General features: G+C 67.2%; 12 protein-coding genes. All 12 read left to right on the top strand.

Annotated features, from left to right (window positions below):
* Window positions 1–80 precede the first annotated feature (80 nt).
* The 12 genes from AB0P21_RS25955 to AB0P21_RS25900 all read left to right on the top strand — a co-directional run bounded on the left by AB0P21_RS25955 (window position 81) and on the right by AB0P21_RS25900 (window position 15,071).
* A complete protein-coding gene (locus AB0P21_RS25955) occupies window positions 81–1,910 on the top strand; it encodes an ABC transporter substrate-binding protein (protein ID WP_363699781.1) in 1,830 nt (609 codons plus the stop codon).
* Complete coding sequence (locus AB0P21_RS25950) at window positions 1,907–3,001, top strand: ABC transporter permease (RefSeq protein ID WP_363699780.1); 1,095 nt, start codon at window positions 1,907–1,909, stop codon at window positions 2,999–3,001. Before AB0P21_RS25955 ends, AB0P21_RS25950 begins: the two co-directional genes overlap by 4 nt.
* Window positions 3,002–3,006: 5 nt before the next feature.
* The gene (locus tag AB0P21_RS25945) at window positions 3,007–3,882 is read left to right on the top strand and encodes an ABC transporter permease (RefSeq protein ID WP_363699779.1); all 876 of its coding nucleotides are present in this window, start codon (window positions 3,007–3,009) and stop codon (window positions 3,880–3,882) included.
* Window positions 3,875–4,690: an ABC transporter ATP-binding protein gene (locus tag AB0P21_RS25940; RefSeq protein WP_363699778.1), complete on the top strand. Its 816-nt coding sequence runs from the start codon at window positions 3,875–3,877 to the stop codon at window positions 4,688–4,690. Before AB0P21_RS25945 ends, AB0P21_RS25940 begins: the two co-directional genes overlap by 8 nt.
* Window positions 4,687–5,571 carry an ABC transporter ATP-binding protein gene (locus tag AB0P21_RS25935; RefSeq protein ID WP_363699777.1) on the top strand — a complete coding sequence of 295 codons (885 nt, stop codon included), beginning with the start codon at window positions 4,687–4,689 and terminating at the stop codon, window positions 5,569–5,571. The genes AB0P21_RS25940 and AB0P21_RS25935 overlap by 4 nt, the downstream gene beginning before the upstream one ends.
* Window positions 5,572–6,109: 538 nt before the next feature.
* Entirely contained in the window at window positions 6,110–7,531 is a 1,422-nt protein-coding gene (locus tag AB0P21_RS25930) for a family 2B encapsulin nanocompartment shell protein (protein WP_363699776.1), read from the top strand.
* Window positions 7,532–7,535: 4 nt separating this feature from the next.
* Window positions 7,536–9,761, top strand: a complete 2,226-nt coding sequence (locus AB0P21_RS25925; RefSeq protein ID WP_363699775.1) for a germacradienol/geosmin synthase — start codon at window positions 7,536–7,538, stop codon at window positions 9,759–9,761.
* Complete coding sequence (locus AB0P21_RS25920) at window positions 9,758–11,146, top strand: family 2B encapsulin nanocompartment shell protein (RefSeq protein WP_363699774.1); 1,389 nt, start codon at window positions 9,758–9,760, stop codon at window positions 11,144–11,146. Before AB0P21_RS25925 ends, AB0P21_RS25920 begins: the two co-directional genes overlap by 4 nt.
* A gap of 11 nt (window positions 11,147–11,157) precedes the next feature.
* Window positions 11,158–12,210, top strand: coding sequence for a family 2 encapsulin nanocompartment cargo protein polyprenyl transferase (locus AB0P21_RS25915; RefSeq protein WP_363699773.1), 1,053 nt, complete (start codon window positions 11,158–11,160; stop codon window positions 12,208–12,210).
* Between the two features lie 10 nt (window positions 12,211–12,220).
* The gene (ispH, locus tag AB0P21_RS25910; RefSeq protein WP_363699772.1) at window positions 12,221–13,156 is read left to right on the top strand and encodes a 4-hydroxy-3-methylbut-2-enyl diphosphate reductase; all 936 of its coding nucleotides are present in this window, start codon (window positions 12,221–12,223) and stop codon (window positions 13,154–13,156) included.
* On the top strand, window positions 13,153–14,307 hold the full coding sequence (gene ispG / locus AB0P21_RS25905) for a flavodoxin-dependent (E)-4-hydroxy-3-methylbut-2-enyl-diphosphate synthase (RefSeq protein ID WP_363699771.1): 1,155 nt from the start codon (window positions 13,153–13,155) through the stop codon (window positions 14,305–14,307). The genes ispH and ispG overlap by 4 nt, the downstream gene beginning before the upstream one ends.
* Complete coding sequence (locus tag AB0P21_RS25900; protein ID WP_363699770.1) at window positions 14,304–15,071, top strand: hypothetical protein; 768 nt, start codon at window positions 14,304–14,306, stop codon at window positions 15,069–15,071. Before ispG ends, AB0P21_RS25900 begins: the two co-directional genes overlap by 4 nt.
* Window positions 15,072–15,073 lie beyond the last annotated feature (2 nt).

The following is a 15,073-nucleotide window of genomic DNA, read 5'->3' as shown; positions in this document are numbered from 1 at the left end:
GTGGCTTCCATCACATCGGTCCGGCCAGGAGCCGGGTGAGGAGAGTCCTGTCAGGACTCGGATCGAAAGGGAACCACCTCGTGAACGACGCGCCGCGCCCGCAGTTCGAGAACGTCTCCGCCATCGTCCGTCACCAGTTGAGCCGACGCAGTGTGGTGGGAGGGGGCGCGGCCGCGATGGCCGGCTTCCTGGCCGCCTGCTCCGGCTCCGGGTCGTACTCGGACAAGCCCGCCAACGACAAACCCGTCGCCACCAAGTCGATCCAGATCGGCAAGGCGAACATCCCGGTGCCCCGGGACCAGACGGTGATCATCGGCCAGGTCGAGTACACCGTGTTCGACAGCTTCAACGGGATGATCCCGAACGGCGCGCCGAGCGGTGCCGGGTTCGAGATCTGCCGCGAGGCGATGTTCTACCTGAGCTTCGCCACCGGTGAGCTGAAGCCTTGGCTGGCCACGGCGTACAAGTACAACGACAGCCACACCGAGCTGACGATCAACTTCGATCCGAAGGCGAAGTGGAACGACGGGCAGCCGCTGACCGCGAACGACTTCAAGTTCACCGTGATGCTGCTGAAGGACCGGCCGGACCTGTTCGGCGGCGGTGGCGAGCTGAAGGAGTTCGTCAAGGAGGTGAAGATCCCCGACGAGCACACCGCGGTGATCTCGCTGCTGAAGGCGACGCCGCGGTTCCACTACAACTTCATCGCCGCGATCGCCGGCGGGTTCGACATCCTTCCCGAGCACATCTGGAAGGGCAAGGACCCGACCAAGTACAAGGACAGCACGCCGGTGCGGACCGGGCCGTACAAGCTGAAGCAGGCGATCCGGAACCAGAAGATGTTCGTCTGGGAGAAGAACCCGGACTACTGGAACAAGGACAAGCTCGACGTCGGCCCGCAGTACGTCGTGTTCCAGAGCACCTCGAAGCAGGCCGACCAGGCCGCGCTCGCCTTCGAGCGGGCCGAGTTCGACGTCGGCTCGATCGACGAGCAGCACGCCAAGCAACTGCGCAACGGCGGCTACCCGAACCTGCAGACCACCCAGTTCCACGACCCGAACCCACGGGTGATGTGGCTGAACTGCGACCCCTCCCGCGGCGTGATCGCCGAGGAGAAGATGCGCTGGGCGATCAACTACTGCCTGGACCGGGACAAGATCGGCAAGTCCATCTGGCCGGTCGAGGTGCCCGCCGCGGTCTACCCGTGGGCGGACTACCCGACCAACGACAAGTGGAAGAACGACGAGCTGGCGAACAAGTACAAGTTCGAGTTCAGCCCGGAGAAGGCCACCAAACTGCTGGACGAGATCTGCCCGAAGAACGCGGCCGGCAAGCGGACCTACAAGGGCAAAGAGGTCAACCTCGAGATCATCACCGCGTCGCCGGTCGACGGCGGCGAGTACGCGATCGCCAACGTGCTGAAGACCGACCTGGCCAAGGTCGGCGTACCGGCCACGCTGCGCAGCCTGTCCGGCAGCGTGCACGGTGAGAAGTTCGAGCGCGGCGAGTACGACATCGACTCCAACTGGGCCGGTTTCGCCTTCGACCCCGCGCAGATGTACTCCGACTGGGAGAGCAGCCGGGCGCAGCCGATCGGCAAGAACGCGGCCGGCAAGAACAAGATGCGGTTCAAGGACGCGGCCTTCGACGAGATCTCGCACAAACTGGCCGCGATGGACCCGACCTCGCCGGAGGCGAAGCCGCTGCTGGACCAGGCACTGGAGATCTACTTCCAGAAGCTGCCGCTGCTCTCGGTGATCCAAACCGGCTACCCGTCGTACTTCAACACGGCGTTCTGGACCGGCTGGCCGACCGACGACGACCTGTACGAAGTACCGCTGAACTGGTGGCAGCACTTCGTCTTCGTGCTCGGCCGGGTCAAGCCCACCGGGCAGAAGGGTCCGGCGTGACGGCTGAGGCGCCGCCGGTGGCGGTCGTGGACAAGCCCAAGGAGTCCGCGCCCCGGTCCGGGGTGCGCGCCTGGATGTCCCGGCACCCGCTGCTGGCGTACGCCGTCCGCCGCTTCGGGCTCTACCTGGTGGAGTTGTGGGGCGCGCTCACCATCGCGTTCTTCTTCTTCCGGCTGATGCCCGGTGACCCGATCCAGACCCTGATCCAGAGCCTGCAGCAGAACTACGTCTACAACCAGCAGGCCAGCGAGGAGATCATCGCCCGCTACCAGCACGAGTTCGGGCTGGACGGCAACATCTTCACGCAATACCTGAAGTACATGAACAATCTGGTCCTGCACGGCGACATGGGACCGTCCCTGATCAACTACCCGACGCCCGCGCAGGACGTGATCCTGCGGGCGCTGCCGTGGACGATCGGCCTGCTCGGCATCGCGGCCGTGCTGTCCTGGGTGCTCGGCATCATCGTCGGCGGGATCGCCGGCTGGCGGCGCGGCAAGCTCGGCTCGTCGATCATCACCAACCTGTCGATCGCGCTGGCCCACGTGCCGTTCTTCTTCGTCGCGCTGATCCTGGTCTACGTCTTCGCCTACACCCTCGGCTGGTTGCCGGCGCGATCGGCGTACGACTCGAACATCAATCCTGGGTTCAGCCTGGACTTCATCGGCAGTGTGCTGAAGTACGGCCTGCTGCCCGGGCTGTCGATCGTCGGGATCGGCGCGATGGGCTGGATCCTGTCCACCCGGATGCTGATGGTCCCGGTGCTCGGCGAGGACTACCTGGTGTACGCCGAGGCGAAGGGCCTCAAACCGTGGCGGATCCTGACCCGCTACGCGTTGCGCAACTGCTATCTGCCGCAGGTGACCGCGTTCGGCATCTCGCTCGGGTTCATCTTCAACGGCAACGTCCTGGTGGAGCAGCTGTTCAACTATCCCGGGCTGGGCACGACCCTGGTGACCGCGATCCAGCAACTCGACTTCAACACCATCCTCGGCGTCACCAACATCGCGATCTTCTCGGTGCTGACCGCCGTCCTGCTGCTCGATCTCCTCCTGCCCCTGCTTGACCCCCGCGTCAAGTACTGGAAGTGATGACGATGAGACTCGTGCACGCGGTACTGCGAACCGTCCGGGGCAGCAAGCGCCTCGCGTTCGGGCTGGCGATCCTGGCCGCGATGGTGTTGCTGGCGATCCTGAGCCCGCTGATCGTGAACGGGATCGGCGGCAGCGTCGACCCGATCGAGCTGGCGGCGTACGAGCGCTGGCTGGTGCCGTCGCCGGACCACCTCCTCGGCACCGACCAGTTCGGCCGGGACGTGCTCGCGATGGTGGTGAGCGCGCTGTCGGTGTCCCTGCAGATCGGCGCGATCGCCGGCCTGATCTCGACCGTGGTCGGCGTGATCGTGGCGTTCGTGGCCGGCTACAAGGGTGGCTGGATCGACAACGTTCTCTCCATGTTCACCGGCATCCTGCTGGTGATCCCGACGTTCCCGCTGCTGATCGCGCTCTCGGCGTACGCGAAGAACGTGACGCTGTTCCAGGTCGGGGTGATGATCTCGATCTTCTCCTGGCCGTTCGCGGCCAAGACGATCCGTTCCCAGGTGCTCAGCCTGCGTTCTCGCCCGTACGTCGATCTGGCCCGGGTCAGCAAGGCGCGCGACGTCGAGATCATCGTCACCGAGCTGCTGCCGAACCTGCTCCCGTTCATCGGCGTCGGGTTCGCCTCGTCGGCACTCGGCGCGATCTTCGGGCTGGTCGGCCTGGAGGTGATCGGGCTCGGTCCCGGCGGCGTGATCGATCTCGGCCAGATCATCTTCAACGCGATCAACACCGGCGCGCTGACACTGGGCGCCTGGCCGATGTTCGTGGTGCCGATCGTGTTGCTGACGTTGCTGTTCGCGGCGCTGAACATGATCAACATCGGCCTCGAAGAGGTCTACAACCCGCGGCTGAGAGGAGTGGCCGGTGAGTGAGCAGACCGTACTGGAGGTCTCCGGCCTGGAGGTCGTGTACTCGACCAGCAAGGGCGACGTGCAGGCCGTCCGCGACCTGAACCTGTCCGTCCGGCGCGGCGAGATCCTCGGCATCGCGGGGGAGTCGGGCAGCGGCAAGTCCACGCTCGCGGTGGCGCTGCTGCGGCTGCTCAAGCCGCCGGGGAAGGTGACCGCGGGATCGGCGGTCTTCCACCGCAAGGGTGGTTCGCCGGTCGACCTGATGAAGGTGGAGGGCGAGGAGCTCCGGGTACTGCGCTGGAGCGCGCTCTCCTATCTACCGCAGGGATCGCAGAGTTCGCTCAACCCGGTGATGCGGGTCGAGGACCAGTTCAAGGACGTCATCCTCCAGCACGCGCCGGAACGCAAGGAAGGACTGTCCGACCTGATCCGCCGGCTGCTCGACCAGGTCGGGCTGGAGCCGCGGGTGGCCCGGATGTACCCGCACGAACTGTCCGGCGGGATGAAGCAACGGGTGCTGATGGCGATCTGCGTCGCGCTCGAGCCCGACCTGGTGATCGCCGACGAGCCGACCACCGCGCTGGACGTGACGATCCAGCGGGTGATCCTGCAGAGCCTCGCGGACCTGCGGCAGGACTTCGGGGTGACGCTGATGGTGATCTCGCACGACATGGGCGTGCACGCGCAGCTGGCCGACCGGGTGGCCGTGATGTACGAGGGCCGGCTGGTCGAGGTCGGCGACGTCCATCAAATCTTCAAGGATCCGCAGCACGAGTACACCCGGCAGCTGATCGATTCGATCCCGCGGCTCGGAAGGAGAGCGTCATGACCGCCGAGAAGGTGATCGAGCTGCGCGGAGTCCAGCAGCGCTTCCATGCCAGAGGTACACCCGACGGCTATCTGACCGCGGTCGCCGACGCCACCTTCCGGCTCGACGCGCACCCGCCGCAGGTGGTCAGCCTGGTCGGCCAGAGTGGCAGCGGCAAGTCCACGATCGCCCGCAACGTGCTCGGCCTGCAGAAGCCGACCGCCGGCACCATCACCTACGGCGGCAAGGACATCTTCAAGCTGAACCGCGCCGAGTACGACGAGTACCGGCGCAACGTGCAGCCGGTCTTCCAGGACCCGTACTCGATCTTCAACCCGTTCTACCGGGTCGACCGGGTGCTCTGGAAGGCGGTCAAGAAGTTCGGGCTGGCCGACACCCGCGAGGCCGGCCAGGCGATGATCGAGGAGTCGCTCCAAGCGGTCAGCCTCGACCCGGGCGCCGTCCTGGGCCGCTACCCGCACCAGCTCTCGGGTGGCCAGCGGCAACGCATCATGCTGGCCCGGATCCACATGCTCCGGCCGGCCTTCGTGATCGCCGACGAGCCGGTCTCGATGCTGGACGCCCAGATCCGCAAGATGTTCCTCGACATCCTGCTCGACTTCCAGCGCACCCACGGCATGACCACGCTGTTCATCACCCACGACCTGTCCACCGTCTACTACCTCGGCGGCCAGGTGATGGTGATCAACAAGGGCGAGATCGTCGAACGCGGCCCGGTCACCGAGGTGATGCACACCCCGACCCATCCCTACACCCGGCTGCTGCTCGACTCCATCCCCCAACCGGACCCCGACGCCCGCTGGACCACCCGGATCACCGTCAACGAGTCCGGCGCCACTCCACCCACCGACGCGGCCACGGAGGCCACCCCGATCATCTGACCCGCCCGCTCCAGCACTCAAGCGCTGCACCGATCAGTAACTTCGGTGGAGCGCTTGTTTGATCTCCGGAGGTTGCTGGTATCGATTCCATAACCAAACTCTGCGAGAGGTTGCCGACGGCATCAGGAGAGGTTGCCGGGAGCAAGGGGAGCGGGGCGTCGCGGTGTTTCCTCGGGGTGGTCGGGGGATTGTTTCGGGGGTTTGGAAGGTTTGGAAAAACTTGCAGGTGTGCTCACCTTGACGCGTGTGGTGAGGGCTCGGTTACCGTTTGTCACGTAGCGGTCGAGACGGTGGGACACAGGGCGAACTGGGCGCCGAGGCAGTCTGTGGCCCGACCGGAGCTCCTTGGTGGGCTGTCGGCCGATCGCAGCAGCTGAGCTGATCTCAACCAATCCATCGAACAGGTGCCGGGTGCACCTGTGTCCGAACACGTGCCGGTCCACCCGCCGGCCGGATCCCCCCTGCCCGAAACCGGGGCAGCACAGCGCCCAAGACCGGGCGTGACAACCAGAACCGCGAACGAATGGTGGTGGGTAGTGTGACCTTGACCGAGCCGGCCTCGTCGGATGTCAACGCCAATGGGCAGAAGCCTCAGCTGAGCCTGGGTACCGCGGCAGCCCGCAACCTGGCGACGACGACCAAGTCCGAGCCGCAGATGCAGGGCATCACCTCACGGTGGCTGCTGAAGCTCCTGCCCTGGGTGGAGGCCAAGGGTGGGGCCTACCGGGTGAACCGCCGGCTGAGCTACGCCGTCGGCGACGGCCGGGTCACCTTCACCACGGCCGGCGCCGAGGTCCGGGTGATCCCGCAGGAGCTGTGCGAGCTCGCGCTGCTGCGCAGCTACGACGACGTCGAGGTGCTGTCCGCGCTCGCGGATCGCTTTGTCCAGCAGGAGTTCCAGCCCGGTGACGTGATCGTCGAGCGCGGTACGCCGGCCGACCAGATCTGCCTGATCGCGCACGGCAAGGTGACCAAGATCGGCGTCGGCAAGTACGGCGACGAGTCGGTGCTGGAGACGCTGACCGACGGCGACCACTTCACCTACCGGGCGATCCTGGAGTCCGACGACTTCTGGGAGTACACCGTCAAGGCGGTGACGCCGTGCACGTTGCTCTCGCTGTCGCAGGACTCCTTCGAGGAGTTGATCGGCCGGGCCGACAGCCTGCGCGAGCACATCGAGCAGTTCCGCAACAGCCCGGAACACTCCAAGGACGAGTACGGCGAGGCCTCCATCGACGTGGCCTCCGGTCACGAGGGTGAGTCGGATCTGCCCGGCACCTACGTCGACTACGAGACGACGCCCCGCGAGTACGAGTTGAGCGTCGCCCAGACCGTACTGCGGGTGCACACCCGCGTGGCCGACCTCTACAACCACCCGATGGACCAGACCGAGCAGCAGTTGCGGCTGACCATCGAGGCGCTGCGCGAGCGGCAAGAGCACGAGATGATCAACAACCGCGACTTCGGCCTGCTGCACAACGCGGATCTGAGCATGCGGATCCCGACCCGCAGCGGCCCGCCGACCCCCGGCGACCTGGACGAGCTGCTCAGCCTGGTCTGGAAGGAGCCGGCCTTCTTCCTGGCGCACCCGCGCTCGATCGCCGCCTTCGGCCGGGAGTGCAGCAAGGCCGGGATCTACCCGGACAGCATCGACGTCGGCGGGCACCGGGTGCCGGCCTGGCGCGGAGTACCGATCTTCCCGTCCAACAAGCTCGGGATCAGCGACACCCGGACCAGCTCGATCCTGTTGATGCGCACGGGGGAGGACAGCCAGGGCGTCATCGGTCTGCACCAGACCGGCCTGCCGGACGAGTACGAGCCCGGACTGTCCGTGCGCTTCATGAACATCAGCGAGAAGGCGATCATCAACTACCTGGTCAGCGCCTACTACTCGACGGCCGTCCTGGTCCCCGACGCACTCGGCATCCTCGAAGGCGTCGAAATCGGGCGAGAAGGCTAGACCCGTGCCGCAGCAGCCCTACCAGCTGCCCGACTTCTATGTGCCCCACCCGGCCAGGATCAGCCCGTTCCTGGAAGGAGCCCGGGCGCACAGCAAGGCCTGGGCCTACGAGTTCGACATGATCGACGTTCCCCAAGACGGCAAGGCGATCTGGGACGAGCACGACTTCGACTCCCACGACTACGCCCTGCTCTGCGCCTACACCCATCCGGACGCGACCGGTCCGGCACTGGATCTGGTGACGGACTGGTACGTCTGGGTCTTCTACTTCGACGACCACTTCCTCGAGCTCTACAAGAAGACCCAGGACATGGCCGGCGCGAAGGCCTATCTCGACCGGCTGCCGTTGTTCATGCCGGTCGACGGCCCGATCACCGAAGTACCGCAGAACCCGGTCGAGCGTGGGCTGGTCGACCTGTGGAACCGGACCGTTCCGTCGATGTCTCCGGGCTGGCGGCAACGATTCATCGGTACGACGGAAGCGCTGCTGGCCGAGTCGCTGTGGGAGCTGACCAACATCAGCGCCGGCCGGGTCGCCAACCCGATCGAGTACGTCGAGATGCGGCGCAAGGTCGGCGGTGCTCCGTGGTCGGCCAACCTGGTCGAGTACGCGAGCAACGCCGAGGTACCGGTCGAGATCGCCGGCAGCCGGGCGATGCAGGTGCTCAGCGACACGTTCTCCGATGCGGTACACCTGCGCAACGACCTGTTCTCCTACCAGCGCGAGGTGGAGACCGAGGGTGAGGTCAACAACGGCGTCCTGGTGGTGGAGCGCTTTCTCGGCTGTACTCCGCAGGAGGCCGCGGACACCGTCAACGACATCCTCACCTCGCGGTTGCACCAGTTCGAGAACACGGCGGTCGCCGAGATCCCACCGTTGCTGGCCGAGAACCTGGTCGGCCCGCAGGGGCAGCTCGACGTACTGAACTATGTGAAGGGGCTGCAGGACTGGCAGTCCGGCGGGCACGAGTGGCACCTGCGCTCCAGCCGCTACATGAACAACGGCGGCAAGGCAGCACTCGGCGGCCCGACCGGCCTCGGTACTGCGGCGTCCCGCATCATCTCGTCGCTGGTGGCCACCGCGCCGTTCCGGATCAGGAGCCACAGCTTCGTTCCCCATCAAGCGGTCGGGGAGACTCCTCTGCCGCGCTTCTATATGCCGTACGCCGCGAAGCTCAGCCCACACCTCGACAGCGCGCGAGCACATGTCGTGGAGTGGGCCGGGCGGATGGGCATCCTCAACGAGGTCTGGGATCTGGCCACCATCGAGGCGGCGGATCTGCCGTTGTGCGCGGCCGGAATCCATCCGGACGCGTCGCCCGAGGCCCTGAACCTGTCGTCCGACTGGCTCGCCTGGGGGACCTACGCCGACGACTACTACCCGGTCGTGTTCGGTAAGACCCACGACCTCACCGGGGCGAAGATCGCCACCAAGCGGTTGTCGGAGTTCATGCCGATCGAGGGTCCGGCGACGCAATTGCCGGTGAACGCTCTCGAGCGGAGTCTGGCCGACCTGTGGACCAGGACGGCCGGGCCGATGACCGTGGAGAGCCGCCGTAGCTTCCGGGCCGCTATCGACTCGATGACGGAGAGCTGGCTGTGGGAGCTGGCCAACCAGGCGCAGAACCGGATCCCCGACCCGGTCGACTACATCGAGATGCGCCGGCGCACCTTCGGGTCGGATCTCACCATGAGCCTGTGCCGGATCGGCCACGGCCGCACGGTCCCGGCGCAGATCTACCGGTCGCGCCCGATCCGGGCGATGGAGAACGCGGCGGCCGACTACGCCTGCATGATCAACGACGTCTTCTCGTACCAGAAGGAGATCCAGTTCGAGGGCGAGATCCACAACGCCGTGCTGGTGGTGCAGAACTTCTTCGGTTGTGACCGGGACCGGGCGCTGGCCATGGTGAGCGCGCTGATGACGGCGCGGATGCAGGAGTTCGAGCGGCTGGTGGCGGTCGATCTGCCGACCCTGTTCACCGACTTCGGTCTCGACGACGAGGTACGGCGCACGCTCACCGGCTACGCCGAGGAGCTGCAGAACTGGATGTCCGGGATTCTCGTCTGGCACCAGGGCGTCGACCGGTACAAGGAGCAGTACCTGCTCAAGGGGACCGCGCATCCGCCGGTCCGGGTGCTGGGCGGCGCGACCGGACTCGGTACGTCGGCAGCTCGGCTCAAACCCCGACAACTCGTCGGTGCCCAGAGAATGGACGGTGCATTGTGACGGCGATCGATCAGGACAGGCCGCAGCTGAGCCTCGGCACGGAGGCCGCCAGGCAGCTGTCGAGCACCACCAAGTCGGTGCCGCAGATGCAGGGCATCTCGCCCCGGTGGCTGCTCCGGATGCTGCCCTGGGTGGAGACGCAGGGCGGCGCCTACCGGGTCAACCGGCGGACCAGTTTCGCGGTCGGTGACGGCCGGCTGAGCTTCTCGGCGACCGGCGCCGAGGTCCGGGTGATCCCGGCCGAGCTGACCGAGCTGCCGCCGTTGCGGGACTACGCCGACGAGGACGTGCTGACCGCGCTGGCGGACCGGTTCTACCAGCAGGAGTACCAGCCGGGCGACGTGATCGCCGAGTTCGGCAGCCGGGTCGACGAGGTCGTGCTGATTGCCCACGGCAAGGTCGGCAAGTCCGGGATCGGCCAGTACGGCGACGGCACCGACCTCGGGACAGTTGCCGACGGCGACTATCTCGGGGAGGGGCTGCTGACCGAGCCGCCGGAGAACCTCTGGGAGTACACCGCCAAGGCGCTGACCCAGGTGACGGTGCTGAAGCTGCACCGGACCGACTTCAACAACCTGGTGGAGCACGCCGAATCACTGCGCGGGCATCTCGACGAGGTCCGGCAGCGGCCGCAGCGGGCGCAGAACAAGAACGGCGAGGCGGCGATCGACGTGGCCTCCGGCCATGCCGGCGAGGACGACCTGCCGGGCACGTTCGTGGACTACGACCCGGCGCCCCGCGAGTACGAGCTGAGCGTCGCGCAGACGATCCTGCGGGTGCAGACCAGGGTCGCGGATCTCTACAACCACCCGATGAACCAGACCGAGCAGCAGTTGCGGCTGACCATCGAGGCGTTGCGGGAGCGGCAGGAGTCCGAGCTGATCAACAACCGCGACTTCGGCCTGCTGCACAACGCGGACTTCAAGCAGTGCATCTACACCCGGACCGGGCCGCCGACCCCGGACGACTTCGACGAACTGCTCACCCGGCGCCGCAAGCCGCGGTTGCTGCTGGCCCACCCGAAGGCGATCGCGGCGTTCGGGCGGGAGTGCACGAATCGCGGCGTGCTGCCCGAGACCGTCGAGGTCGAGGGCCAGCGGGTCCGGGCCTGGCGTGGCGTGCCGCTGCTGCCGTCGAACAAGATCCCGATCTCGAAGACCAACACCACTTCGGTACTGGTCCTGCGCACCGGCGCCGACGACGAAGGCGTCATCGGCCTGCGTCAGACCGGCCTGCCGGACGAGGTCGAACCCGGCCTGAACGCCCGCTTCATGGGCATCAGCGAGAAGGCCATCAGCTCCTATCTGGTCAGCACCTACTACTCGGTGGCTGTCCTCGTCCCGGACGCGCTCGGCGTTCTGGAAAACGTCGAACTCGGTGGATGAGGAGTCATGTCATGTCCACTCTCCAAGAGACCAGTCAAACCGCCGGCGCCGGCCGGTCTGCTCAGCAACTCCTGGCCTGGAGTCGCGATCAGGTCGAACCGGCTCTCCGTGCGGCCGTCGCGACGATGCCGCTGGCCACTCAGCGGATCACCAACTACCACTTCGGCTGGGAGGACGAGGAGGGAGCTCCAGCCCACGCCGACGGCGGCAAGGCACTCCGGCCGGCCCTGGTACTGCTGGCTGCTCAAGCCGTTGGCGGTACTGCGGAGGCTGCGGTTCCCGCCGCGGTGGCGGTCGAGCTGGTCCACAACTTCTCCCTCCTGCACGACGACGTCATGGACTGCGACCTGACCCGACGGCACCGGGCCACCGCCTGGTCGGTGTTCGGGCTGGGCGCGGCGATCCTGGCCGGCGACGCGTTGCTGAGCCTGGCGTTCGAAGTACTGGTTGACAGTGGCAACCAACACGCCGACGAGGCGGCCCGGATGCTGGGCTCCGGCGTCCAGGAGCTGGTCGACGGGCAGCTGTCCGACTCGCACTTCGAGACCCGCGACGACGTCGTCCTGGCGGAGTGTGTCCGGATGGCCCAGCTCAAGACCGGTGCGTTGCTGGGCTGCTCCACCGCCCTCGGCGCGCTCTTCGGCGGCGGGCGGCCGGAGCAGGTCGACCACCTCCGGCTGTACGGCGAGGATCTCGGTCTCGCCTACCAGTACGTCGACGACCTGCTGGGGATCTGGGGAGACCCCAAGGTCACCGGCAAGCCGGTGCACTCCGACCTGGTCCGGCGGAAGAAGTCGCTGCCGGTGATCGCGGCGCTGACCTCGGGCACCGAGGAAGGGCGCGAGCTGGCCGCGATGTACCACCGCAAGGCCGAGCTGTCCGCCGCCGAGCTGGCGCACGCGGCGGACCTGATCGAGAGCACGGGGGCCCGGGAGCAGAGCCAACTGCAGGCAGATGCCCTGCTGTCGGCCTCGCTGGGGGAGCTGGCATCGGCGCGGGCGATCGAGCCGGCCGCCGGTGAGCTGGAACAACTGGCCAGGCTGGCCACGCGCCGCGACAGGTAAGGGGGAACCGATGACGACACGCACCATCCTGCTGGCCTCGCCACGCTCGTTCTGCGCGGGTGTGGAGCGGGCGATCGAAGTGGTCGAGCAGTTGCTCGTCCAGCGCAGCCATCCGGTCTACGTGCGCAAGCAGATCGTGCACAACACCCATGTCGTCGCGGAACTGGAGGGCCGGGGAGCCGTCTTCGTCGACGAACTGGACGCCGTTCCGGACGGTGCGACGGTCGTCTTCTCCGCCCACGGAGTGTCCCCGGCGGTCCGCAGTGAGGCGGACCGTCGGGGGCTGGACGTGATCGACGCGACCTGCCCGCTGGTCACCAAGGTGCACGCCGAGGCCCGCCGGTACGCCGGTCGCGGCGACACGGTGATCCTGATCGGCCACGCGGGGCACGAGGAGGTCGAGGGCACGATGGGGGAGGCGCTCGAGCAGACCGTGCTGGTGGAGACGGTCGAGGACGTCGAGCGGCTGGAGGTGGCGGATCCGACCCGGGTCTCGTACCTGACCCAGACCACTTTGGCGGTGGACGAGACGACGGCCATTTTGGATGCCTTGCGCAACAAGTTCCGGGCGCTGAAGGGACCGTCCGAGGCGGACATCTGTTATGCCACCACGAATCGGCAGGAGTCGCTCGCGGCGATCGCCGAGGAGTCGGACCTGGTACTGGTGGTCGGCTCGACCAACTCGTCGAACTCGCGCCGGCTGGTGGAGCTGGCGCTGAAGCACGGGACGCCGGCGCACCTGATCGACGACGCGTCCGGGGTCGACGAGCACTGGCTGGACGGAGTACGGACTGTTGGGTTGACGGCCGGCGCGTCGGCGCCGCCGCGGTTGGTGGAGGGGGTGATCGACTGGTTGCGGGAGTTCGGACCGGTCGACGTGGTGGAGCGGGAGATCACCCGGGAGACGATCCACTTCACGCTGCCGTCGGCGGTGAGGCAGGCATGACCGCTGTCGAGCCGGCGGCCCGGCCGGCCGCCGCGCCGGTGGGGCTCGGCATGCCGGCCCTTCCCGCGTCTGCCCCGCGGCGCGCTTCGCGCGCGCTCGCGGTCGGAAGCGTTCAAGTCGGTGGCGGGGCTCCGGTGTCGATCCAGTCGATGACGACCACCCCGACCGCGGACGTCGACGCGACGCTGCAGCAGATCGCCGAACTGACCGCGGCCGGTTGCCAGATCATCCGGGTCGCGGTGCCGTCGCAGGACGATGCCGACGCGTTGCCGGCGATCGCCTCCAAGTCGGGGATCCCGGTGATCGCCGACATCCACTTCCAGCCGAAGTACGTGTACGCCGCGATCGACGCGGGCTGTGCGGCGGTCCGGGTCAATCCGGGCAACATCCGCAAGTTCGACGACCAGGTCAAGGAGATCGCGCGGACCGCGGCGGACGCGAACGTGCCGATCCGGATCGGGGTGAACGCGGGATCGCTGGACCAGCGGCTGCTGGCGAAGTACGGGAAGGCGACGCCGGCGGCGCTGGTGGAGTCGGCGTTGTGGGAGTGCTCGCTGTTCGAGGACCACGGGTTCACCGATCTCAAGCTGTCGGTGAAACACCATGACCCGTTGGTGATGATGGCCGCCTATCGCGAACTGGCGAAGCGGTGTGACTACCCCTTGCACCTCGGTGTGACCGAGGCGGGCCCGTTGTTCCAGGGAACGATCAAGTCGGCCGTCGCGTTCGGCGTGCTGCTGGCCGAGGGGATCGGGGACACGATCCGGGTCTCGCTGTCGGCGCCTCCGGTCGAGGAGGTCAAGGTCGGGATCGGGATCCTGGAGTCGCTCGGACTCCGGCCGCGCCGGCTGGAGATCGTCTCCTGCCCATCCTGCGGCCGGGCGCAGGTGGATGTCTACAAGCTGGCCGAGCAGGTGACGGCCGCTTTCGAGGGCTTTCCGGTGCCGTTGCGGGTGGCGGTGATGGGGTGCGTGGTGAACGGTCCCGGCGAGGCCCGGGAGGCCGATCTCGGCGTCTCGTCGGGCAACGGCAAGGGCCAGATCTTCGTCAAGGGCGAGATCGTCCGGACCGTCCCGGAGAGTCAGATCGTCGAGGCGCTGCTCGAAGAGGCGATGAGCCACGAGTGGCCGGCAAGTGAGGACGGCGAATGAACCTTTATCTGAGTGGGCTGTTCTGGGTGGTCGGCGTGATGGTGCTGACCGCGATCCTGGCGGTGATCCTGCGCCGGGCCCGGCAGCGGGTCGGCCGGGAGGCCAACAACGAGGTGGCCGGCCAGGTCTTCACCGTGGTCGGCGGGGTGAACGTGGTGATCGCCGCGTTCGTGCTGATCTCGCTGTTCGACCAGATGGACACCGCGCAGGAGACGACGTACGAGGAGGCCAACTCGCTGGTCGCGGTGCAGTGGGCGAGCGAGTCGCTGGCCGAGCCGGAGCGGTCGAAGATCCAGCAGCTGACCCAGTCGTACGCGACCGTGGTGTCCGAGCAGGAGTGGCCGGACATGCAGGCCGGACGGCCGGTCAGCGCCGAGGGCTGGACGCTGCTCAGCAACCTGCAGACCGCGGTCGAGGGGGCGAAGACCACCACCGAGCGGCAGGAAAACAGCCGGGTCGACGCGGCCGCGCAGATCTGGAAGGTCTACCAGTCCCGGCAGGTGCGGCTGAACTCGAGCGGTAGCGGGGTCAGCTCGGTGGTCTGGTTCGCGATCCTGGTCGGCAGCGTGATGTCGGTGGCGCTGATGTTCATGTTCGGCGGACCGGGGGTGTATTCGTACGCGATCATCGTCTCGATGCTGTCCGGCGCGATCGGGCTGCTGCTGTTCGCGATCTACCAACTGCAGAACCCGTTCAGCGGTGGCGCGAGTGTCGGCCCGGACGCTTTCGTGTCCGCTCTGGCCAGGCTGAGTCACGGCGGTTGACG

The sequence above is a fragment of the Kribbella sp. NPDC056861 genome (assembly GCF_040687575.1).
Classification (GTDB): domain Bacteria; phylum Actinomycetota; class Actinomycetes; order Propionibacteriales; family Kribbellaceae; genus Kribbella.
The sequence above is the reverse complement of the archived record's forward strand: the minus strand, read 5'-3'. Positions and strand labels throughout refer to the sequence as shown.